Source organism: Micromonospora sp. NPDC049366 (genome assembly GCF_044466625.1).
Taxonomy (GTDB): Bacteria; Actinomycetota; Actinomycetes; order Mycobacteriales; family Micromonosporaceae; genus Micromonospora.
Genome location: NZ_JBITMV010000021.1, coordinates 14,057 through 35,058 on the forward strand (window position 1 = coordinate 14,057; position 21,002 = coordinate 35,058).

18 protein-coding genes and 1 pseudogene are annotated in these 21,002 nt (G+C 73.8%); 12 read left to right on the top strand and 7 right to left on the bottom strand.

The genetic code is table 11. The annotated features are described in order from the left end of the window. Positions 1–7: 7 nt before the first annotated feature. Entirely contained in the window at positions 8–538 is a 531-nt protein-coding gene (locus ACIBTV_RS26140) for a MaoC family dehydratase (protein ID WP_396709054.1), read from the bottom strand. A gap of 551 nt (positions 539–1,089) precedes the next feature. Between ACIBTV_RS26140 and trxA the strand changes: the two genes are divergently transcribed. The 3 genes from trxA (at position 1,090) to ACIBTV_RS26155 (ending at position 3,128) form a co-directional block, all read left to right on the top strand. Next, positions 1,090–1,452 (top strand): thioredoxin, encoded by a 363-nt coding sequence (gene trxA, locus ACIBTV_RS26145; RefSeq protein ID WP_396709056.1) that lies wholly within the window; start codon positions 1,090–1,092, stop codon positions 1,450–1,452. A 144-nt stretch (positions 1,453–1,596) separates the two neighbouring features. After that, entirely contained in the window at positions 1,597–2,037 is a 441-nt protein-coding gene (locus ACIBTV_RS26150) for a hypothetical protein (protein ID WP_396709058.1), read from the top strand. After that, the gene (locus tag ACIBTV_RS26155; protein WP_396709060.1) at positions 2,034–3,128 is read left to right on the top strand and encodes an MFS transporter permease; all 1,095 of its coding nucleotides are present in this window, start codon (positions 2,034–2,036) and stop codon (positions 3,126–3,128) included. The genes ACIBTV_RS26150 and ACIBTV_RS26155 overlap by 4 nt, the downstream gene beginning before the upstream one ends. A 690-nt stretch (positions 3,129–3,818) precedes the next feature. Here the strand turns inward: ACIBTV_RS26155 and ACIBTV_RS26160 are convergent. From ACIBTV_RS26160 to ACIBTV_RS26170, 3 genes and pseudogenes are all read right to left on the bottom strand, one after another. After that, positions 3,819–4,328: pseudogene (locus ACIBTV_RS26160) on the bottom strand (dynamin family protein); the annotation flags it as partial. Continuing rightward, complete coding sequence (locus ACIBTV_RS26165; protein WP_396709183.1) at positions 4,325–6,181, bottom strand: dynamin family protein; 1,857 nt, start codon at positions 6,179–6,181, stop codon at positions 4,325–4,327. The gene ACIBTV_RS26165 and the pseudogene ACIBTV_RS26160, both read right to left, overlap by 4 nt. 119 nt (positions 6,182–6,300) lie before the next feature. Further along, a complete protein-coding gene (locus ACIBTV_RS26170) occupies positions 6,301–7,221 on the bottom strand; it encodes an IniB N-terminal domain-containing protein (protein WP_396709062.1) in 921 nt (306 codons plus the stop codon). A gap of 304 nt (positions 7,222–7,525) precedes the next feature. On the opposite strand from ACIBTV_RS26170, the gene ACIBTV_RS26175 reads away from it, so the two are divergent. The 6 genes from ACIBTV_RS26175 to ACIBTV_RS26200 all read left to right on the top strand — a co-directional run bounded on the left by ACIBTV_RS26175 (position 7,526) and on the right by ACIBTV_RS26200 (position 14,891). Next, on the top strand, positions 7,526–8,797 hold the full coding sequence (locus ACIBTV_RS26175; protein ID WP_396709064.1) for an Hsp70 family protein: 1,272 nt from the start codon (positions 7,526–7,528) through the stop codon (positions 8,795–8,797). Positions 8,798–8,802: 5 nt separating this feature from the next. After that, complete coding sequence (locus tag ACIBTV_RS26180; protein WP_396709066.1) at positions 8,803–11,373, top strand: LuxR C-terminal-related transcriptional regulator; 2,571 nt, start codon at positions 8,803–8,805, stop codon at positions 11,371–11,373. Further along, a complete protein-coding gene (locus ACIBTV_RS26185) occupies positions 11,370–13,310 on the top strand; it encodes a nitrate- and nitrite sensing domain-containing protein (RefSeq protein WP_396709068.1) in 1,941 nt (646 codons plus the stop codon). The genes ACIBTV_RS26180 and ACIBTV_RS26185 overlap by 4 nt, the downstream gene beginning before the upstream one ends. Continuing rightward, entirely contained in the window at positions 13,307–13,750 is a 444-nt protein-coding gene (locus ACIBTV_RS26190) for a roadblock/LC7 domain-containing protein (RefSeq protein ID WP_396709070.1), read from the top strand. The genes ACIBTV_RS26185 and ACIBTV_RS26190 overlap by 4 nt, the downstream gene beginning before the upstream one ends. Further along, positions 13,728–14,108 (top strand): DUF742 domain-containing protein, encoded by a 381-nt coding sequence (locus tag ACIBTV_RS26195; protein WP_396709072.1) that lies wholly within the window; start codon positions 13,728–13,730, stop codon positions 14,106–14,108. The genes ACIBTV_RS26190 and ACIBTV_RS26195 overlap by 23 nt, the downstream gene beginning before the upstream one ends. 90 nt (positions 14,109–14,198) lie before the next feature. Beyond that, positions 14,199–14,891, top strand: a complete 693-nt coding sequence (locus ACIBTV_RS26200; protein WP_396709074.1) for a cellulose binding domain-containing protein — start codon at positions 14,199–14,201, stop codon at positions 14,889–14,891. 84 nt (positions 14,892–14,975) lie between these two features. Here ACIBTV_RS26200 and ACIBTV_RS26205 read toward each other — a convergent pair whose 3' ends face one another. Next, positions 14,976–15,356, bottom strand: coding sequence for a thiol-disulfide oxidoreductase DCC family protein (locus tag ACIBTV_RS26205; protein WP_396709076.1), 381 nt, complete (start codon positions 15,354–15,356; stop codon positions 14,976–14,978). Positions 15,357–15,448: 92 nt separating this feature from the next. Here ACIBTV_RS26205 and ACIBTV_RS26210 point away from each other — a divergent pair, with 92 nt between their 5' ends. Next, a complete protein-coding gene (locus ACIBTV_RS26210) occupies positions 15,449–17,515 on the top strand; it encodes an intein-containing Rv2578c family radical SAM protein (protein ID WP_396709078.1) in 2,067 nt (688 codons plus the stop codon). Between the two features lie 61 nt (positions 17,516–17,576). Next, a complete protein-coding gene (locus tag ACIBTV_RS26215; protein WP_396709080.1) occupies positions 17,577–17,984 on the top strand; it encodes a CoA-binding protein in 408 nt (135 codons plus the stop codon). A 129-nt stretch (positions 17,985–18,113) separates the two neighbouring features. Here the strand turns inward: ACIBTV_RS26215 and ACIBTV_RS26220 are convergent, their stop codons facing one another. Continuing rightward, positions 18,114–19,310, bottom strand: a complete 1,197-nt coding sequence (locus tag ACIBTV_RS26220; RefSeq protein ID WP_396709082.1) for an acyl-CoA dehydrogenase family protein — start codon at positions 19,308–19,310, stop codon at positions 18,114–18,116. A 175-nt stretch (positions 19,311–19,485) separates the two neighbouring features. On the opposite strand from ACIBTV_RS26220, the gene ACIBTV_RS26225 reads away from it, so the two are divergent. Next, entirely contained in the window at positions 19,486–20,061 is a 576-nt protein-coding gene (locus ACIBTV_RS26225; protein WP_396709084.1) for a DUF4190 domain-containing protein, read from the top strand. A 6-nt stretch (positions 20,062–20,067) separates the two neighbouring features. On the opposite strand, the gene ACIBTV_RS26230 is transcribed toward ACIBTV_RS26225, so the two are convergent. Then, positions 20,068–20,901: an SDR family NAD(P)-dependent oxidoreductase gene (locus ACIBTV_RS26230; protein WP_396709185.1), complete on the bottom strand. Its 834-nt coding sequence runs from the start codon at positions 20,899–20,901 to the stop codon at positions 20,068–20,070. Positions 20,902–21,002: the final 101 nt, after the last annotated feature.

The window sequence follows — 21,002 nt, forward strand, 5'->3', positions numbered from 1 at the left end:
GGACCGGTCAGCGCGGGTCGGGTCGGCGCGGCTCGGGGAAGCTGGGCCGTTCCGGGTCCACGCCCGCGGGAACGGCGGCGGCGGCGTACTCGCGCTTGGGGACCATGACCCGACGGCGGAACACGCAGACCATCGTCCCGTCCTGGTTGTAGCCGCGGGTCTCGACAGCCACCACGCCGCGGTCGGGCTTGGAGGCCGACTCCCGCTTGTCCAGCACGGTCGTCTCGCCGTAGATGGTGTCGCCGTGAAAGGTGGGGGCGACGTGCCGGAGCGACTCGACCTCCAGGTTGGCGATCGCCTTGCCGCTCACGTCGGGGACGGACATGCCGAGCAGCAGGGAGTAGATGTAGTTGCCGACCACGACGTTGCGCTTGAACTGGCTCGCCGACTCCGCGTAGTGGGCGTCCATGTGGAGCGGGTGGTGGTTCATGGTGAGCAGGCAGAAGAGGTGGTCGTCGTACTCGGTGACCGTCTTGCCCGGCCAGTGCCGGTAGACCGCGCCGACCTCGAACTCCTCGTAGTAGCGGCCGAACTGCATCCTTGCCCCCTTCGACGGACGGCGATGAAGTTCGGCACAGCATGCCTTATCGAGGGTTAAGGTGACCGCCGGGGCGCGGGCCGCGCGGAAATGTCACACCGGCCACACCTGGGGGGAGACGCAATGAGCGGCGGGGCCCTCCCCGGCACCCGCCGCCCACGCTCTGATGCGGAAGATTCTGCCGTACGCGCGTCCGGCTCGAACAGAGATCCAGCTCACATTTACCGTTTCGTAACACTACCCTGCGTGACTGAGGGTGATTGCGGGAGCGATCTCCGCAGGCCCGATACCCCCTTGTCACGCGCGGATTCATCGATACACCGCGCAAGATCCGGTCAATCCGCTTGGAAACGCTCCCATCACTTTTCGTCACGCAAGTGCGACGTGCATGTGCGTGCCGCAGGACCGGATCGCAACGAGACGGGTCGATGGTCTCCGCGCCGTCCCGGGCCGACGGGTGAGACGTTTCACGGCGAACCGGGTGGGAATGCGAAGAGGTCAGCCCTGGTTCTACGGGTCGTAGGTAAACCGCGGTGATCGGAGAGAGTGCAATGGCAACCGTTGAGCTGACCACGGCGAACTTCGACGAGGTGACCGGCAACGACGGGATCGTGCTGGTGGACTTCTGGGCCGACTGGTGTGGCCCGTGCAAGCGGTTCGCCCCGGTCTACGAGCGCTCCTCGGAGAAGCACCAGAACATCGTCTTCGGCAAGGTGGACACCGAGGCGCAGCAGGAGCTGGGTGCCAAGTTCGACATCCGGTCCATCCCCACGATCATGGCGATCCGTGACGGCGTGATCGTCTTCGCGCAGCCGGGCGCGCTCCCCGAGTCCGCCCTGGAGAACCTGATCGAGCAGGTCGAGGCCCTCGACATGGACGACGTACGCCGGCAGCTGGCCGAGCACAAGCACTGAGTCGCCGCCACCCCGGCAACCGGAGGCCGGGCCCCCACCGTGGGGCCCGGCCTTCGTCGTCCCCACGCACCGCCGCACACGCGAGCAGGTCCTACCGGCGCTCGCACCCTGACCTCCCCGCCTTTCCCGTATCGTCACCACCCGATGGAGACCTTGACCAGCCACGGACGGGCGGCCCGGCTCGGTGCCACCGCGCTCGGCCTCGCGCTGCTGCTCGCCGGCACCGTCGTGGGCACCGACGACGACTTCCCGTTCGGGCCGTTCCGGATGTACTCCACCTCCAACCCGCCGAACGCGCCCGCGCCCGACACCCGGGTGGAGGGCGTGGACGCCACCGGGGCGGTCGTGAGCCTCGACCAGGACGCGACCGGCATCCGACGGGCCGAGATCGAGGGCCAGCAGAGCCGGTACGTCGCCGATCCCCCGCGGCTCGCCGAGGTCGCCGACGCGTACACCGAGCGACACCCGGACGCCCCCGACCTGGTCGAGGTCCGCATCGTGATCCGGTGGCACGGGATCCAGGGCGGGCGACCCACCGGGCGGTACACCGACGAGACCGTGGTCCGGTGGGAGGCGACCCGATGATCCGCTGGTTGACCGAACCGGTGCCGCGCGGGCGGGTGGCCGCGTTCCGTACGCTGATCTATCTCTTCGTCGCGGCCGACCTGGTCGTCTTCACCCCGTGGGTACGTACCCGGGTGAGCGTGCCCGGCGAGCTCTACCAGCCGCTGCTGATCGGCCGACTGCTGCCGCTGCCCACGCCGACCCCGGCGCTGGTCGCGGTGATCTTCTGGGCGCTGCTGGCGCTCGCCCTGCTCGCCGCCACCGGGCGGGCGCCACGACTGCTCGGCTGGGCGGTCTGCGCGCTCTACCTCGAGTGGATGATCATCGCGATGAGCTACGGCAAGGTCGACCACGACCGGTTCGGCCTGCTCGTCGCCCTGGCCGTGCTCCCCACCGCCGGTCGCGCGCGACACGGTGACGCGACCCGGACGGAGGCGGGCGGCTGGGCGCTGCGGGTCACCCAGATCGCGGTGATCTGCACGTACTTCCTGGCGGCCTGGGCCAAGCTGCGCTTCGGCGGCCTGGACTGGTTGACCGGCTCGGTGCTGGCCCGGGCGATCATCCGGCGCGGCACCGAGCTGGCCGACCTGATCGCGCAGGTGCCGTACCTGCTGATCGTCGCCCAGTTCGGCATCGTTGCCTTCGAGCTGGCCAGCCCGCTGGTCTTCCTGCTGCCCGAGCGGTGGCGGCTGGCGATGGTGGGCTTCTTCTACTCGTTCCACCTGGTCACCATCGCGACCATCACCATCTCGTTCGCCCCGCACCTGGCGGCGATGACCAGCTTTCTGCCGCTGGAGCGGGTACGCCCGGTGGTGTGGCTGCGCCGGCTCCGCCGGCGCGGGTCACCGCCCGCCCTCGGCGAGCTCAGCGAGCATCCCCTCGCAGCTACGGACGACCACCTGCGCGCCCCGGCGCTGGGCGAGCCGGAGCAGGGGGTCCTCGGCGCGGTCCCGCCAGCGCCACTGCGCCTCGGCGGCGACCTGCCAGAGCCGCTGCACGCCGGCGTCGTGCTCGACGCCGAGCCGGGTGGCCAGCCCGACGCCGTCCCCACCGACCAGCCGCCGCGCCTCCGCGGCGAGCTCGGTGTCGAACCCGAGCCGGGTGTCGCGTAACGCCGCCAGCAGGCGCAGCTCCTGGAACTCGTGCGCGCCGGCGAGGATCTGCTCGACCGCCGCGAGCAGTTCGGCGGTGCCGGGGCCGGGCTCGGCCCGCAACAGGTCCTCGACGGCGGCCAGCGCCGAGCGGGACTTGAGGGTGTCCCGCCGGTCGACGAAGAACCGGTTGACGGTCTCGCGCAGCTCGGCGAGGCCGCTGCGGCGGATCAGCTCGGCGGAGAGGGCGGCTCGGCTGTCGTTGCCCGTCCGGACGAGCGTGGTCGCCAGCCGCACCCCGAACAGGCCGAGCCGGTCCAGCAGGCCGGCGCGCACCTCGGCGTCCACCGGCACCGGCAGCTCACCGCGGAGGAACCGGTCGGCCGAGAGGAGGTACGCCTCCAACTCGGAGCGGGGCACCGCGGCGAGCTGGGCGAGCGCGGCGAAGTCGGACTCGCTGAGCACCCGGCCGGCCAGACCGACGAGGCCGCTGCACGACACCACGCCGACGCAGAGGGCGTTGGCGCGGGGGTCGCGGTGCTGTCGCCGGGCGAGCTGGCGGGCGGTGAGCAGCGCGTCGATCTTCCCGCCGCCGGTCTCGTCGACCCGAGAACGGACCATGATCACGTTGACCGGCGCCGCCTGACCGACCGCGCTCTCCCGGGCGGACTCCAGCACCCGCAGGTCGGTGTCGCGGCCGTCGCGGGTCAGGTAGAGCACCGCGTCCGCCTCGCGCAGCACCCGGTCCATGACCGGTGAGCGGCCCTGCTCGTCGGGCACGCCGACGGCGGGTGTGTCGATCAGCGTCACCTGACGCAGCGCCCGGGTCGGCCAGCGTACGACGATGTCGGACAGCTCCCCGGCCCGCCAGCCGACGAGGTCCACCCGCATCCCGGTCGCCGAGCGCACCATCGCCAACTCCTGCGGCGGGTGGCTGGCCCCGTACGCGGTCGCCCGGGGCTGCGGGCCGTCCTCGTACCAGGTGAAGACGGCGCTGCCGTCGGACCCGGCGACCGGGGCGACCTCCTCACCCATCAGGGCGTTGAGCAGCGTCGACTTGCCGGCCCGCCACGGCCCGGTGACGGCGATCCGCAGCGGCTGCTCCAGCCGGGCCAGGTGGCGCCGCAGGTGACCGGTGGCCCGGGGATCGTCGCGGTAGAGCTGGAGCGCCTGGTGCAGCAGACTCCACACCGCCTCGTCCAGGCGCAGGCCGACGGTCATGCCCGAGGCTCCAGCGGCACCGCCACCGGCCGCGCCGCGGTCAACTGCTGGGCCTGCTCGTACAGGCCGGCCAGCCGGGTCATCTTCACCGTGATCTCCCGCTGGCGCTTCTCCCGGGCGGCCGCGTCGGTGTCGGCGGCCTGCTTGGCGGTGCGCAGCGACTGGACGATCCCCTCCTGCAACTCGTCGGTCAGCACGCTGAAGTGGTCCCGCAGCAGCCGCTGCACCTGGCGGGCGGTGTCCCGGCAGTCCTTCGTCGTCCGGACGAAGAAGTCGTCGACGTGCCGCTGGATCGCCGTCTTGACCGTGGCCTGCCGGCGGCGCAGCAACTGCTTGCTCTCGTCGCGGATGCTCTTGCCGCCGAAGAGCGCGCCGGCGCCGATCGAGATCGGGTTGATCATCGGCATGCCGGCGAGTGTCATGGCGAGGCCGAACATCAGCAGGCCGCCGTACGAGCCCTTCATGCCGGTGATCACCTTCTGGGTGGCGGTGAACCGGTCGACGGTCGGCCGCTCCAGCTCCGGCAGCCGGTCCGCCAGGTCGTCCGGCACGTGCATCGACCAGGGCGGCAACACGTCGTAGCCGTACCGGGCGAAGTTGGCGGCGACGCGGCGGGCGGCGTGGTCGCACCGCTGGGCCAGCCACTCGTGGTTGGCCTCCGCCGCCTCGACGAGGCTGCGGTCCAGCCACTCCTGGAAGGCGTCCCAGGCGGTGAGCGGGTCGGCGGAGTCGAACGCGTCGTCCACCATCCGCAGGATCTGGCGTGTCCGGTCCCGCAGGTCGTACTCGATGTCGGAGAGCAGGTCGGCCATCTCGTCGTTCAGGGTGTTCTGCCATCGGGTGGAGCACCGGCGTAGCTCGTCCACCTCGCGCTGGGCGGCGTGCAGCCGGCTCATCGGTCCGGACTGCTCCTCGACCCGCTGACTCTCCAGCTCGGCGCGCAGCGGCGCGGCCAGCTGCTCCACCACGGTCCGGGCAGTCAACCCGACGGTGGCCCGGGCCAGCACGTCACCCTTGCCGGTGAGGTCGCCCTGTAGACGGGCGATGAGCGCGGGGAAGCCCGACTCGGCGTTGAGCGCGCGGTCGTCGCCCGCGGCGGCACGCAGCCGCAACGCCGCCGAGACGGGGATCAACGTCGCCGGTACGCCCGCTTCGGCGAGGTGCCGGCGGTTGCGCTCGGCGACCACCCGCCAGTCCGGCACAAGATCGATCTTGGTCTGCACCACCACGACGTTCGGGTGCGCGCGGCTGACGTGCAGCAGCACGTTCAGCTCGGCCACCGAGAGTTCACGGGTCGAGTCGGAGACCAGCAGCACCAGGTCCGCCCGGCTCAACGCGGCGACGGAGGCGCCGCCGCCGAGCGCTCCCACCTCGTCGGCGCCCGGGGTGTCCACGAACACCAGTCCGCCGGCGAGCAGCGCGCGCGGAAGTCCGATCTCGACGTACGCCGGTCCGCCGCCCGCGCGGCGGCCGAGCGCGCCGGCGACGCCGGCCGCGATCCGGTCCAGCGGAACCGCGGTGCGCTCGGCCGTGGCCGGCAGGGCCGCGCCCGCGGACCGGTCAGGGGTCGGCGGCGGGGCCTGGACCACCACCGCGGTGGCGGTCTCGGCGTGCCGCACCACGGTCGGCAGCACGGTGACCCGAGCGTCCCCGACCGGGCAGACCGGCGCGTTGACGATCGCGTTGACGAGCTGACTCTTGCCCTGGTGCGGTTCGCCGACCACGAGGACGCGCAGGGTCGGATCGAGCAGCTGGGCTCGCTTCTGCCGGACCGCCTGGAGCAGATCCCCGCGCCCGTGCTCGCGGCACGTCCGGGCGATCTCGTCGAGGACGTCCAGCCAGATCCCCGCCATCACCGCACCAAGTGTGCTGATTTCAGCGCAATTATCAAGAGGCGGGATCTTCTGACTACGGGGAGGGGCCGGGTCGCCACGTAGGGCGACCCGGCCTCCCCGCTCCGACCGGACGTCGGTCAGAGCAGACCGTCGGTGATGCCCAGCAGGCCGCCGCCGTGGGACGCGGAAGCGTCCCCGTGGACCCCGGCGTCGCCGGTCACACCGCCGGTCAGGCCACCGGTCACGCTGCCCACCGTGCCGGTGACTCCGGAAAGGACGCCATCAACCTGGTGCGTCACACCGCCCACCGTGGACGGCACGTCGACGGGGAGGGCACCCCCGTGGCCGCTGCCACCCAGGCCCAGCCCGCCGAGCGTGTCGTTGACGCCGAGCCCGCCCAGGGTGTCGTTGACGCCGAGCGAGTCGACCAGGCCACCCACCTGGCCGGTGGTGCCGGAGAGGGTGCCGCCGAGCAGGCCGTCCGGCGTGCCGAGCAGACCGTTGTCGGTCGCGTCCAGCACGCCGGTCGGGGCGCCGACCGCACCGGTCACGTCGCCGACCACCGGGTCGGCCACGGTGTCCACGACGCCGATCACGTCCGCGTCGAGGGTGTGCGCGACGTCGTTCACCCCGGTCAGGTCGGTGCCGATCCCGCCCGGCCCGACACCCAGCCCGATGCCCGGCAGGACGGTCGCGCCGGCGGCGACGGCCGTCGGGTCGACCGCGATCGCGCCCAGCACGCCGGCCTTGACGTCGACACCGGAGTAGCCGCTGCTGACCGTGATCTGCTGCGCCACGCTCTGCAGCTGGCCGACCACGTCGGTCACGTCGGTGACCAGCGGGTCGGCGCCCAGCTGACCGACCACCGGAGCGACCGGCGCCAGCCCGTTCACCGGCGCGTAGTCGACCACCAGCGGCACGACGTCCTGCACGTCGGTGGCGGTGATGTCGGTGAGCCCCGCCGCCTGCAGCGCGCCCTCCGGGTCGAGGTCGAAGGCCGACCGGGCGTCGGGGTCGGTGAGCAGGTTGAGCACGAAGTCGTGCAGGGTCTGGTCCATGTGCCGGTATCTCCTCGGATGTGGGCGTCGTCGACCGCCGCTCGTCGACAACGACGCTATGACCGGGGGCCGGCGCCGGTCATCGGGGAACGTCCCGCAGAAAGCGCCGCGCGGTTAGGGTGTCACCCGCATCGTCCGATAGGGGGACTGGGGGAACCGGGGCGGTCAGATTTAGGGTCTCGATGCCGGAGAGATCTCTGGTACGAACGTAGGAGCCCGCGGGGATTCACCGGGGGTGGGCCGCTCGCACGGTGGGAAACCCGTGCCATGCGGCCGCCCGACTCGCGGTCGAGGAAGAAAGCACATGCCGTACGTCCTGGGGATAGACATCGGGAGCACCACCACCGTGGCCACCATGGCGCGGCGGCGTGGGCCGAGTTGGGCCCGCCCCGAGGTGGTCGCGCTCGACGGCGACTCGGCCACCCTGCCCTCGGTGCTGCACCTCGGCGCGGACGGCACGCTGGTGGTCGGCGAGTCCGGCACCGACGACGGCAGCCGCACCGCCCGCGGCTTCGTCGGCCGGATCGGTGACGACGTGCCGATGCTCCTCGCCGGCGAGGCGTGCCCGCCGCAGTTGCTCACCGCCGTGCTGGCGGCCTGGGTGGTGGAACGCGTGCACGGCCGGGAGGGCGAGCCGGCCGAGGCGGTCGTGCTGAGCCATCCCGCCGGGTGGGGGCGGCACCGGCGGGACCTGCTGCACGCGGCACTCTGGGAGCAGGGGCTGAACCACGTGACGCTGCTGCCCCGCACGGTCACGGTGGCGGAGAGTCACGCGGCCCGGGGCTTCGCCGGCAGCACCGCCGCCGTCTACGCCCTGGGCGGCGACAGCTTCGAGGCGGCGCTGGTGCGGCGCAACGCCCACGGTCGCTACGAGACGCTCGGCTTCCCGCAGGGGCTGGACCGGATCGGCGGCGCCGACTTCGACGAGGCGCTCGCCGAACACGTACGCACCGTGCTCGCCCGCGAGCTGGCCGCGATCGGCCGCCGCGAGACGTACATCACCCTGCGCGCCCTGCGTCCGGAGTGCGACCGGGCCAAGCGCGCGCTGACCGTCGACACCGGAACCGACGTGCTGCTCACCCTGCCCGCCGGGCCGACCCGGGTGCCGGTGAGCCGGGTGCAGTTCGAGGAGATGATCCGCCCCGCGGTGCAGGCGACCGTCGACCTGCTGGTTCGCACCGTCCGCTCCGCCGGGCTGCGGCCCGACGAGCTCGACGCCGTCCTGCTGACCGGGGGCTCCACCCGGATCCCGCTGGTCGCCGAGCTGCTCGCCGCCGCCTTCCCGGTGCCGGTGGAGGTGGAGCCCGAGCCGCAGCTCACCGCCGCCACGGGCGCGGCGCTGGCGGCCTGCGAGGTGGTGTCACCGCGCCCCCGGCCGGCCGCCCCCGAGCACGCGCCCCGACCCGCCGCCGGCCCGCGTCGCGCCGGTCCAGCCGTCCCGGCGCCCCGCCGTCCCGACCACGACCGAATGGTCCACAGTGAACCCCCACCCCGTCCCCCGGTCCGGATCACCCCGCTGGAGCTGCCGAAGGCGTCCCGCCTCGCGCTGACCCGGGGCCGGGGACGCGAAGGATGACGACGATGATCATGAGCACTGTCGCCGGTGACCGGCTGGTGCTGGACCGCGCCCCACAGGCCCTCCTCGACACGGTCGCCGCCGACCCGTCCGCACCACTGCTCCTCGCCGTGACCGGTCCGGGCGGGCACGGACGCAGCGCGTACCTCCAGGAGCTGGCCCGGGTCTACCGCCGGGCCGGCGTCCCGGTCCTGGAGAACCCGGCCGACCTGCCCGACCGGGCCGACCCGGACGCGGTGCTGCTGGTCGACGACGCCCACCGGCTCGACGACGCCAGCCTCGCCGCCCTGCGCCACCTGGCCGCCGGACGACGGCAGCGTCTCGCCGTCGCCTACCGGCCGTGGCCGCGCTCCGCCGGGCTGGTGGAGCTGGCCGACGCGGTGCGGCGGGACGGTCACGTCGTCCTGCTGACCCCGTTCGCCCGGGAGCAGACCGCCGCCTACCTCGCCGCCGTGCCCGAGCTCGGCCGACGCGGCGAGCTGGTCGACTTCGTACACGGACAGACCGCTGGCGTGCCCCGCGACGTCGAACGTCTGGTCCGCGCGCTGCGCGGCGTCCCGGCCCGCCCCGGCGTCCCGGCCGAACCGCCCCGGCAGGTCGTCCTGGAGTTCGGACCCGACCTGGAGGACCTCGCCCCCGACGTACGGCGGCTGCTGCTCGCCGTCGCCGCCGGCGTACCGCTGCCGGTGGACCTGCTCGGCACGCTGCTCGGCCGCGACCCCGCCGAGGTCGACGCCCTCGTCGCGGCGACCCGCTCGGCCGGCCTGCTCGGCGCGGACGGTCGGCTCGCGCCGCTGGTCCGCCGGGCCGTGACCGCGCTCAGCCCGGCCACCGAACGCACCACGGTGTGGCGGCGCCTCAGCGAGGTGCAGCTGGCCCGCGGCGGCCCGGTGCTGCCGCTGGTCCGCGCGCTGCGCGCGGCCGGAGTGGCCGGCGACGCCCCGGCCGGGACGCTGGAAGCCGCCGCCGAGGAGGCGCTCGGCAGCGACCCCGCCCTCGCGGTGGACCTCTTCGCCGCCGCGGCGGCCACCGGACGGCCGGTCGCCGCCCGCCAGGCGCTCGCGGCCGCCCTCGCCGGTGACCTCGACGCCGCCCTGCGCCTCGCCGACCGGCTGCTCGCCTCCGCCGCGCCGACCGAGCGCACGGAGGCGGCCATGGTGGCCGCCACCGCGCTCGCCCACCGCGGGCAGCTCGGCCGCAGCATCGAGCTGTACCGGTGGTCGGGTGCCGCCCCGGCCGCCGCGTTCGCCGTCGTCGGCGCGCTCGCCGGCGGTGACCCGTCGGCCGCGGCGGGCACCCCCGGCGACGACCGCGGCGGCCCGCCCACGCTGCACGCCAGCGCCGCCCAGCTGATGGCCGACGGCGTACACGACACCGTCACCGGGTCACCCACCGCCGCCCTGTCCACCCTGGTGCAGGCCACCGCCCTCCTCGAACCGGCCGGGCGGGCCGTGCTCCTGCCGGACAGCCCCGCCGCGCTCGCCGCGCTGACCGCCGTCCACTGCGGCGAGCTCGACATCGCCGACCGGGTGCTCGACCGGGCCGTGGCCAGCGGCATCGGCGGTCCGCTGATGGCCCGCCGGCACCGGCTCCTCCAGGCCTGGATCCTCATGGTGCGCGGCCACACCGCGGTCGCGGCCGAACGGCTCGCCCGCGTCGTCGGCGTCGGCCGACCGCTCGAATCGCGGGACCTGCTCTTCGCCACCGCGTTGGAGCTGGGCATCGCCCGACGCAACAGCGACCTGGGCGCCCTCCAGCGTGGCTGGGGGCACGCCCTGGAGGCGGTGGTCCGCCACCCGGTGGACCTGTTCACCCTGCTGCCGCTCGGCGAGCTGGCCGTCACCGGCGCCCGGCTCGGCGACCTGGACCGGCTCGCGCCCTACCTGGCGCAGGCCCGGTCCCTGCTGGCCCGGCTCGGCGATCCACCACTGTGGAGCGCACCACTGCACTGGAGCGGCCTGCACGCGGCGATCCTCACCGAGGAGCCGGCGGTCGCCGACGAACACGTGGCCGCGCTGCTCGCCGCGGCACCGCACAGCCGGTACGCGGCCGTCGTCGCCACCGCCGCCGCCAGCTGGGTCGACGTCCTCCGGGGCGTGGTCGACGCCGGCCGGGTCGAGACCGCCGCCCGCGGCCTGTACGACGCCGGGCTCTGCTGGGACGGCGCCCGACTCGCCGGACAGGCCGCGATCCGCACCGCCGACCGGCGCGCGATGACCGCCCTGCTGGACTGCGCCCGGACGCTTCAGGGCCGCACCGGCGGGACGCGCGGCGGGCAGCACCCCGCCACCGGCCCCGAGGGTCAGGTCGCGGACGCTCTCACCGCCCCGCCCGCGCACCGGCTCAGCGACCGGGAGCGCGAGGTGGCCGAGTTGGTCCTCGGCGGCCTGACCTACCGCGAGATCGGCGACCGACTCTTCATCTCGGCGAAGACCGTCGAACACCACGTCGCCCGCATGCGCTCCCGGCTCAACTGCGCCAACCGTGCCGAGCTGCTGGCACTGCTGCGCACCATCGTGGCCGACCGGTCCGGCACGGCCGCCGGGCAGCCCTGGCCGGAACGGTCGGCGCGATGAACGGGCCACGCCTGCGGCGGCAGTTCGTCGCCGCCGCCGTCATCCTGGTCGTCCTCTGGTCGTACGCCTCCTACCTGACCGGACGCGACGCCGCCGACCTGCTGCGGATCCGGGCCCTCGCCGAGACCCTCGGCCAGCCCACCGACCGGCTGATCCTCGACCTCCAGGCCGAGCGACAACTCACCGCCGGGACCATCGCCGGCGGACCCCGCGCGCGAGCCGCCCTGGGTGGCGCGCGGGCCGGCACCGACCGGTCCGTCGCCGCGCTGCGGGAGACCGCCGCGGGCACCGACCTGCGGCTGCTCACCGCCGGGGCGGTACGCGACCGGGCCGACGCCCTGCTGCGCGCGCTCAACGGGCTGCCCGCCCTGCGCACCGAGGCGGACGACGCCAAAGTCGAGGCCGTCGCCGGGTACGACCGGCTCATCGACGCCGCCTTCGCGGTCTACGGTCCGGAGTGGGGTGCCCGGGAGAGCACCCTCGCCGCCGAGACCCGGGCCGTCGTGGCCCTGGCCCGCGCCCGGGAACTGCTCGCCCGCGAGGACACCCTGCTCACCACCGCCCTCACCAACGGCAGCATCAGCGCCGACGACCGGCGCCGGCTCACCGAGATCGTCAGCATCCAGCGGTACGCGGCCGCCGAGGCCGTCGCCGCGCTGCCCACCGCCGACCGGGACAGCTACCGCGCGCTCCTGGAGGGGCCCCGGTTCGTGGCCCTGCTGTCCGTGGAGGACCAGGTGCTGCGCGGCGAGGACGACCGACCGGCTTTCGGCGTGGAGGACTGGCGGGCGGCGGTGGACCCGGCCCTGGCGGCGCTGCACGACCTCGTCCGGTCCACCGCCCGCGGCAGCGTGGAACGGGCCACCCCCGGCGCCGCCCTGGTGGTCGCGCGCACCGGCGCCGTGCTCGGGCTCGGCCTGATCGCGGTCATCGGCCTGCTGGTCGCCGGGGCCGGCACCCTTCGCCGCCTCACCACCGTCGACGCGTACGCCCCGACGCACCCGGACCAGACGCCCACCGCGGTCCTCCCACCGGCCGTCCACCCCGCACCGTCGACGGCACCGCCCGAGCCGGACCGACGCCCGGCCAGCACCCCGGGCGTCCACGATCTCTTCCTCCGCCTCACCCAGCGCAACCAGTCCCTGCTCCGCGAGCAGCTCACCCTGCTCGACGGCATGGAGCGGCGGGAACACAGCGCGGAGGAGACCGCCGACCTGTTCCAGCTCGACCACCTCGCCACCCGCCTCCGGCGCAACGTCGAGAAGCTGATCAGCCTCGCCGGCGCCCGGCCGGCCCGCCGCTGGCGGCGACCCGTGCCGCTGCTCGACGTGGCGCGCGGCGCCGTCGCGGAGGTCGCCGACTACCAACGGGTGCTCGTCGCCCCGCACTGGCCGTGGTCACTCGCCGGTCCGGCGGTCACCGACGTCACCCACCTGCTGGCCGAACTCGTCGAGAACGCGCTGGACTGCTCGCCGGCCAGCACGACGGTGCGACTGGCCGGCGAGCCCCGACCGGACGGCTGCGTCGTCGTGGTCGCCGACGACGGCCCCGGGCTCGACCCCGCCGCGCTCGACGAGCTGAACCACCTCCTGGCCGATCCGCCACCGGCAGGGCCACCCGCCGGGCGCGCCGGGCTGTACGCTGCTGCCCTGCTCGCCGCCCGCTGCGGCGCCCGGATCTCGCTGCACCCCGGGCCCCGGGGTGGGACGGCGGCCGTGGTGCTGCTCCCGACGACCCTGGTCGTGCCGACCGGGCCCGACGGTGCGGCGGCCGGGCGGGACGGCCACCGACCCGGCCCGTCGGCGCGACGGACGACCGGCGCCGGCGACCTTCCGGTACGGCCCCGACACCCCGGGTCGGTGCGGCCCGGGCCCGCCACGACGGGGTCGGACACGGTCGAGATACCGATCTCGAGAGCAGCGAGAGGACACAGATGACGCATTCAGCGGTCACCGCCGACGGCCTGACCGACGCCCTGAACGACCTGGTCGACCGGGTGCACGGCGCGGAGTTCGCGGTGGTGCTGTCCCCCGACGGGCTGCTGCTCGGCGCCAGCCGCAACGTGGACGACGAACTGGGCGACCAACTCGCCAGCCTCGTCGCCGGTCTCGAATCGCTCGGGCTGGCCGCCACCCGCGTCTGCGTCGGCGGCGCGCTGCGCCAGGTCGTCGTGCAGATGGCCAAGGCTTTCCTCTTCGTCGCCACCACCCGCAACGGCGCGATCCTCACCGTCCGCATCAGCGGCGACGCCGAGGTCGGCGACATGGCGTACGAGGTGGCGCTCTTCGTGGGCCAGGCGGAACGACACCTGCCGGTGTACCTGGAACCGGCCGCGGCGACGAGCGGGGGCATCGGTGCAGCCCACCGGCGCGGCTGACGAGGCGTGGTACGACGACGAGGCCGGGCCGGTCGTCCGCCCGTACGCGGTGACGGGCGGGCGCAGCGCACCCGACCGCGGACGGTTCGACCTGATCACCCTCATCGTGACCCGGGGGGCGGTGCCCGCGACGACGCACCTCTTCCCGGAGCAGGCGGCGATCGTCGACATGTGCCGCCGTCCGCTCTCGGTGGCGGAGATCGGCGCGGAGCTGGACCTGCCCGTCGGCACCGTCCGGGTGCTCCTCGGTGACCTGCTCGACGCCGGGTTGATCGAGACGCACGAGCCGCCGACGCTCTCCGAGCTGCCATCCGAGGACCTGCTCCAGGAACTGCTCGCCGGGCTGCGCGCGCTGTGACCGCGCGTCCGACCGCGGTGGCGCGTCGGTGACGATCTGCAAGGGGGAAAGGTAGTGCCGGCATCACCGCCGCGGCCGCGAAGGACCGCGGTGATCATCCTGCTCGACCGGGTCGTGGCCCTGGGCGAGTCGGCTCGACGCGCGCTCACCGGCCGGGGGGACGGCTCGACGGTCTTCCGGGTCGCCGCCCTCGCGTCCCTGGCGATGCTGGTCGCCACCGCGATCCCCGTCGTCGTGGTCCTGCGGACGCCGGAGCGGCTCGCCCCGGTGGCCCTCGACCCGCCGCCCGGCCCCGCCGTGCCGGCCGCGCCCGAGCTGGGCACCCCGGGCGCCCAGGCCCAGCCGGCCCGGTCCGCCCGGCCCACCCCGGACCCGCACCCCAGCACGACCGCGCCGACCGGCGCGCCACCGCCCACCAGCGGCGGACCGGCCACCTCGTCCGCGCCGGCCACGGTGCCGCTGCGGGCCGACTTCGCCATCGCCGACAGCGCGCTGCTCAGCTACGGCGCCGCGGTCACCATCGGCAATCCCGGTCCGGCCCCGGCGGCGGACTGGAAGCTGGTCATCACCCTGCCCCGGAAATCGCTGGAGGTCACCTCGGTGACCGGCGCGCGGGCCACCCGCGACGGCGCGACCTGGACCTTCGTGCCCGACGGCGCGTCCGGCCGGGTGCCCGGCCAGGGGTCGGTCCGGGTGACGTTCCGCGTCGCGGGCGCACCGATCAGCGCCGCTCCCACCGGCTGCACCATCGACGGCGCCACCTGCGCCGGCCTGGCCGACTGACCAACCCCGGGGGCGACGGCCGGTGCTCGTCCCACCGGCCGCCCGGGCAGTCCCGCCGGGGCACCGCACACCCGGCGGCGCCGGTCAGTCCCGCCGGGCCGACGGCACGGCACAGGCGGCGGTGCCACCGGGGAGCCGGTGGCGGTTGCGGGCCACCCAGCGGTACGCCGGCCAGGCGGCCGCGCGCACCGGCGGGAACCGCAGCCCCGCCCCGGCGACCCGCCAGAGTGGCCCGCTGGCGCCCAGCAGGCGAGCGATGGCGTCGGGGCCGGCCGCCCGTACGCCGTCGGCGCCCACCCACTGCACGGCCTGCTCGCACTCGTCCTCGGTCAGCCCCAGGGCGGCCAGGTCGGCGAACTGCCACGGCACCACCCGCGCCGAGGTGGGGATGTGCCGCTCGATGAACTCGGCGCAGCGGGTGCAGAACGCGCAGTCCCCGTCGTAGACGAACGTCGACCTCTCCATGCCCCCATCCTCCACCCGGCGGTCGGGAAAGGGTCAGCCGAGGTGGCGCGGGTCGCTTGCGCAGCGCTCGTACATGTGTTCGAATAATGGCCATGCGCTGGGACAACCTCACCGCTCCCCCGGTCGAGGGAGTTCCCGAGCGGGCAGCGCCAGCGACGCCACCCCTGCCGCTGGCGCTGCCCGGCGCCACCGTCCGCACCTTCGACACCCCCGACTTCGCGGGCATGACGTTCTACGAGGTGCGGGCCAAGTCGATCATCAACCGGGTGCCCGGTGCCTCGCGCGTCCCGTTCGAGTGGACGATCAATCCCTACCGAGGCTGCACTCATGCCTGCGTCTACTGCCTGGGCGGTGACACTCCGATCCTGATGGCCGACGGACGGACCAGACAGATCCAGGATCTCGACATCGGCGACCGCATCTACGGCACGGAGCGTCGGGGCGCCTACCGCCGCTATGTCGTCACGACGGTGCTGGCCAAGTGGTCGACGGTCAAGCCCGCCTACCGCGTCAGGCTCGCCGACGGCACCACACTGGTGGCAAGCGGCGACCACCGCTTCCTCTCCGACCGGGGCTGGAAGTACGTCACCGGCGCCATGCAGGGCCGCGAGCAACGCCCCTACCTGACCACCAACAATCGACTGATCGGCACCGGCCGCTTCGTCGACGGCCCGAAGGACTCGCCCGACTACCGTAAGGGCTACCTGTGCGGCATGGTTCGAGGCGACGCGAACCTGGCGAGCTACCACTACGCCACCGGCTCGGTGCACCGATTCCGGCTCGCACTCGCCGACGAGGAAGCGCTCAGTCGCAGCGAGCGCTATCTGGCCGAGGCCGGCATTCACACCACGCGTTTCGACTTCACGCCGGCCAGCGCCCACCGCCGCGCCATCTCGGCGATCCGCACCTCCCGGCTGGCGCACGTCGAGGCGATCACCGAGCTGATCTGCTGGCCCGCGGACCCGACGGAGGACTGGCGGCGTGGTTTCCTGGCGGGCATCTTCGACGCGGAGGGTAGCTGCAGCCGAGGGGTTTTCCGGATCAGCAACAGCGACGCCGAGATCCTCGATCACGTACGGCGGTCGCTGACGCACTTCGGTTTCCGGTCGGTCCTGGAGAGTCCGCGACCCACGTCCGGCGTGCAGAACGTTCGGCTCACCGGCGGCCTCGCCGAGCGCCTGCGCTTCTTCCACCTGACCGACCCGGCCATCACCCGAAAGCGCTCCCTCGAAGGCGCGGCGCTGAAACACCAGTCACGGCTACAGGTGACAGCGATCGAGCCGTTGGGTCTGGAGATGCCGCTGTGGGACATCACCACCGGCACCGGCGACTTCATCGCGAATGGCGTGGTCAGCCACAACTGCTTCGCCCGGAACACCCACACCTATCTCGATCTCGACGCCGGGGCGGACTTCGACCGGAAGGTGATCGTCAAGGTCAACGCGGGCGAGCTGGTGCGCCGGGAGCTGGCCGCGCCGCGCTGGCGCGGCGCACACGTGGCGATGGGCACCAACGTCGACTGCTACCAGCGCGCCGAGGGGCGCTACCAGCTGATGCCGCAGATCATCGCGGCGCTGCGCGACTTCGCCAACCCCTTCTCGATCCTCACCAAGGGCACGCTGATCCTGCGCGATCTGCCGCTGCTGCGACAGGCCGCCGAGGTCACCCGGGTCGGTGTCTCCTACTCGGTGGGCTTCGTCGACGAGCGGCTCTGGCGCGCCGTCGAGCCCGGCACCCCGAGCCCGCGCCGACGGCTCGACGCCGTCCGGGCGCTCAGCGACGCGGGCTTCCCGGTCGGGGTGTTGCTGGCGCCGATCCTGCCCGGCCTCACCGACAACGACGAATCGATCGACGCCACGGTCGCCGCGATCGCCGCAGCGGGCGCGACCAGCGTGACGCCGCTCGCCCTGCACCTGCGCCCCGGCGCCCGGGAGTGGTACGCGCGCTGGCTCGACCGCGAGTTCCCGCACCTCGTGCCCCGTTACCGCGAGCTCTACGGGGCCGGCTCCTACGCGCCGCAGACCTACCAGCGGGAGCTCACCGCCCGGGTGCGGATCGCCGCCCGCCGGCACGGCCTGCTCGGTGGCGAGCGCGGCGACAACCGGAACCGGCCGGAGCCGCCGCCACGGCCGGCCGGCGAGCAGCTGACCCTGCTGTGACCGGGCCGGCCCGATCCGCCGGCTCGCGGCGGGTGGGCCGCACCGGAGTTACAGTCGCCGGGTGCGTACCGCTCATCAGATCCTCGCCGACGCCGCCGTGATCGCGGTCGTGGGCGCGTCCCGCGACCCGCTGAAGGCCGCGCACCGTGTGCCGTTGCAGATGCAGCGGCACGGCTGGCGGATCATCCCGGTCAACCCGATGGTCGACGAGCTCTTCGGCGAGCCCGCCTACCCGTCCCTGGCCGACATCCCGCACCCGGTCGACCTGGTCGACGTGTTCCGGCCGGCCGAGGACGCGGTCGACGCGGTCCGGCAGGCGGTGGAGATCGGCGCCCCGGCGGTGTGGCTCCAGCTCGGCATCGTCTCGCCGGAGGCCCGGCGGATCGCCACGGAGGCGGGCCTCGACTACGTCGAGGACCGCTGCCTCAGCGTGGAGCGGGCCGCCGCCGGTCTGACCCGGCTGATCTGAAGCGCCCGGTCGCGGCCGGGCCCCGACCAGCGACGTTCACCGGAGCTGGTCGCGCCCGCGGGGTCGGGCACCGCTCCTCGGGCGCGGGAGCCGCCCGCTCCGGGGAGTCGGCGGGCGGGCGGAGCCGGATCAGAGCTTGTACTCCCTGAGCAGGCCGCGCGAGATGATGGTCTTCTGGATCTCCGAGGTGCCCTCGCCGATCAGCAGGAACGGCGCCTCGCGCATCAGGCGCTCGATCTCGTACTCCTTGGAGTAGCCGTAGCCGCCGTGGATGCGGAACGCCTCCTGCACCACCTCGGCGCAGTACTCCGACGCGAGCAGCTTGGCCATTCCGGCCTCGACGTCGTTGCGCTGGCCGGCGTCCTTCAGCCGGGCGGCGTTCACCATGAGGGCGTGCGCGGCCTCGATCTTCGTACCCATCTCGGCGAGCTTGAACGCGATGGCCTGGTGGCGCGCGAGGGGCTGACCGAAGGTGCGGCGCTGCTGGGCGTACGCGACGGCGAGTTCGAAGGCCCGGAGGGAGATGCCGCAGGCGCGGGCGGCGACGTTGACGCGGCCGACCTCGATGCCGTCCATCATCTGGTAGAAGCCCCGGCCGACCTTCTCGGGCCCGCCGAGGACCGCCGTGTCCGGGACGGTGACCCCGTCGAGCACCATCTCGGTGGTCTCGACGCCCTTGTAGCCCATCTTGTCGATCTTGCCGGGGATGGTGAGGCCGGGCGCGGTCTCGCCGAAGCCGGGCTCCTTCTCGAGCAGGAAGGTGCTCATGTTGCCGTAGACCGAGTCGGCGCCCGTGTCGGTCTTGACCAGCGTGGCCACCACCGACGAGTACGCCCCGTTGGTCAGCCACATCTTCTGGCCGTTGAGCACGTAGGTGTCGCCGTCGCGGACGGCCTTGGACTTGATCGCCGAGACGTCGGACCCGCACTCGGGCTCGGACATGGAGAACGCGCCCCGCACCTCGCCGGTGGCCATCCGCGGCAACAGCCGGCTCTTCTGCTCGGCGGAGCCGTGCTGGGAGATCAGGTACGCCACGATGAAGTGCGTGTTGACGATGCCGGAGATCGACATCCAGCCCCGAGACAGCTCCTCGACCACGAGGGCGTAGGTGAGCAGGGACTCGCCGAGGCCGCCGTACTCCTCGTCGATGGTGAGGCCGAACAGCCCCATCTCGCGCATCCCGTCGAGGATGTCGGTGGGGTAATCGTCGGCGTGCTCCAGCCGCTGCGCGTGCGGGATGATCTCCTTGTCGGCGAACTCCCGGACGGTCTCCAGGATCGACCGCTGCACATCGGTCAGGCCGGGCGTCTGCGCGAGTCGGGCCATCTCAGCCTCCGGGGATCGACACATTACTCATGGGTAGCTGAACGCTCGGTCAGTATCGGCCTCCGGGCCGGCGAGGCCAAGGTGACCAGTCCACACAACCGCTGTGAAAAGGTTCACCGCTGCGGGTAGCGTCCGGCAAGAGGGCCATGGCCGGCGTCGGCAGGAGGAGGAGACCGTGACCAACCCGCCGCCGTCCGGACCACCCGACCCGTCCGGCGCCGAACCGCCGCCGTCGCCGTACGAACCGCCGCGCGGCGACCAGCCGCCGTCGCCGTACGAGCCGCCGCGTGCCGAGCCGCCGTCACCGTACGGGCCCTCGGGTGCGGAGGCACCTCCCTCGCCGTACGAGCCGCCCGGTGAGTGGTCCCCCAACGCGCCCCCACCGGGTGGTTCGCCGTTCGGCCAGCCGGGCGGCTACCCGTCGGGCCCGCAGTGGGGGCAGCAGCCGCCGTATGCCCCGCAGGGGCCCTACGGGCAGTACGGCCCGCCGCCGCCCGTCGGGCCCGGCAGCCCGACGAACGTGCTGGCCATCCTGTCGTTGATCTTCGCGTTCGTCTTCCCGCCCGCCGGCGCGGTGCTGGGTCACCTGGCCAAGCGGCAGCTCAAGACCAGCGGCGAGTCCGGCGACCAGCTCGCCACCTGGGGGCTCATCCTCGGCTACGTCTTCACCGGCCTGGGGCTGCTGATCTGCTGCGGCTGGATCGCCCTGTTGGCGTTCGCCGGAAACGACGGCACCGGCAGCGGCTACTGAGCCGGCTCAGCGGTACTGCGCCTCGCGGACGCTGTTGCCGCCGTCGACCACCAGCATCTGACCGGTGATGTAGGACGCGGCCGGTGAGCAGAGAAAGACGATCGCCGCGGCCACCTCGTCAGGCGTGCCGGGGCGGCCGACCGGGGTGCCGAGGCCCTGCTTGATCTCGGCCACCGTGGAGGCGGCAGTGTGGATGGTGCCCGGCGCGACCGCGTTCACGGTCACTCCGTCCGCGATCATCTCCATGGCGAGCGCCCGGGTCAGCCCGACCACGCCGGCCTTCGCCGCCGCGTACGCGGCCTCGGTGGGCAGGGCGTTGACCGGCCCGGCGGTGGCGGCCAGGTTGACGATGCGCCCCCAGCCGCGCTCGGCCATCCCACCGATGAACGCCCGGCTGCACAGGAACGCGGTGGTCAGATTGCGGTCGATCTCGCCGCGCCACTCGTCGTAGCTGAGCTGGGACACCGGGCGCAGCACCTCGGGGCTGGCGCGGCTGGCGAGACCGGCGTTGTTGACCAGCACCTCGACGTCGCCGAGCTGGTCGGCGACCGCGTCGGCCAGCGCGCCGACCTCGGACTCGTCGGTCAGGTCGGCGACGAAGCCGGTGACGCCGAGCTCGCTGGCGCGCTCGTGGATCCGCCGCGTGGTCGAGACGATGGCCACCCGCGCGCCGAGGTCGGCGAGCCGGCGGGCCGTCGCGTAGCCGATCCCGTCGGGGCTGCCCGCGCCGGTGACCAGCGCGACCCGACCGTCGAGTCGCATGGTGACCGGCTCGGGCAGGGCGGCGGTCTCCTGCCCGTTCGCGCCGGCCGGGGCGCCGGTCCGGCTGCGCCGGGCCAGGCCGGGGCGGCTGACGTCCCGTCTCGGTCGGCTGCCGGAGCGGTCGGCGGCTCGCGCGTCGATTGCCATGCCAGGATCCTGCCCGTTTCAACGGGTCCGGG

Coding starts and splice junctions, on each gene's coding strand:
- ACIBTV_RS26185 (WP_396709068.1), top strand. CDS start 11,370: ATGAACGGGCCACGCCTGCGGCGGCAGTTCGTCGCCGCCGCCGTCATC.
- ACIBTV_RS26180 (WP_396709066.1), top strand. CDS start 8,803: ATGATCATGAGCACTGTCGCCGGTGACCGGCTGGTGCTGGACCGCGCC.
- ACIBTV_RS26210 (WP_396709078.1), top strand. CDS start 15,449: ATGCGCTGGGACAACCTCACCGCTCCCCCGGTCGAGGGAGTTCCCGAG.
- ACIBTV_RS26220 (WP_396709082.1), bottom strand. CDS start 19,310: ATGGCCCGACTCGCGCAGACGCCCGGCCTGACCGATGTGCAGCGGTCG.
- ACIBTV_RS26170 (WP_396709062.1), bottom strand. CDS start 7,221: ATGGACCAGACCCTGCACGACTTCGTGCTCAACCTGCTCACCGACCCC.
- ACIBTV_RS26140 (WP_396709054.1), bottom strand. CDS start 538: ATGCAGTTCGGCCGCTACTACGAGGAGTTCGAGGTCGGCGCGGTCTAC.
- ACIBTV_RS26175 (WP_396709064.1), top strand. CDS start 7,526: ATGCCGTACGTCCTGGGGATAGACATCGGGAGCACCACCACCGTGGCC.
- ACIBTV_RS26165 (WP_396709183.1), bottom strand. CDS start 6,181: ATGGCGGGGATCTGGCTGGACGTCCTCGACGAGATCGCCCGGACGTGC.
- ACIBTV_RS26155 (WP_396709060.1), top strand. CDS start 2,034: ATGATCCGCTGGTTGACCGAACCGGTGCCGCGCGGGCGGGTGGCCGCG.
- ACIBTV_RS26205 (WP_396709076.1), bottom strand. CDS start 15,356: ATGGAGAGGTCGACGTTCGTCTACGACGGGGACTGCGCGTTCTGCACC.
- trxA (WP_396709056.1), top strand. CDS start 1,090: ATGGCAACCGTTGAGCTGACCACGGCGAACTTCGACGAGGTGACCGGC.
- ACIBTV_RS26190 (WP_396709070.1), top strand. CDS start 13,307: ATGACGCATTCAGCGGTCACCGCCGACGGCCTGACCGACGCCCTGAAC.
- ACIBTV_RS26150 (WP_396709058.1), top strand. CDS start 1,597: ATGGAGACCTTGACCAGCCACGGACGGGCGGCCCGGCTCGGTGCCACC.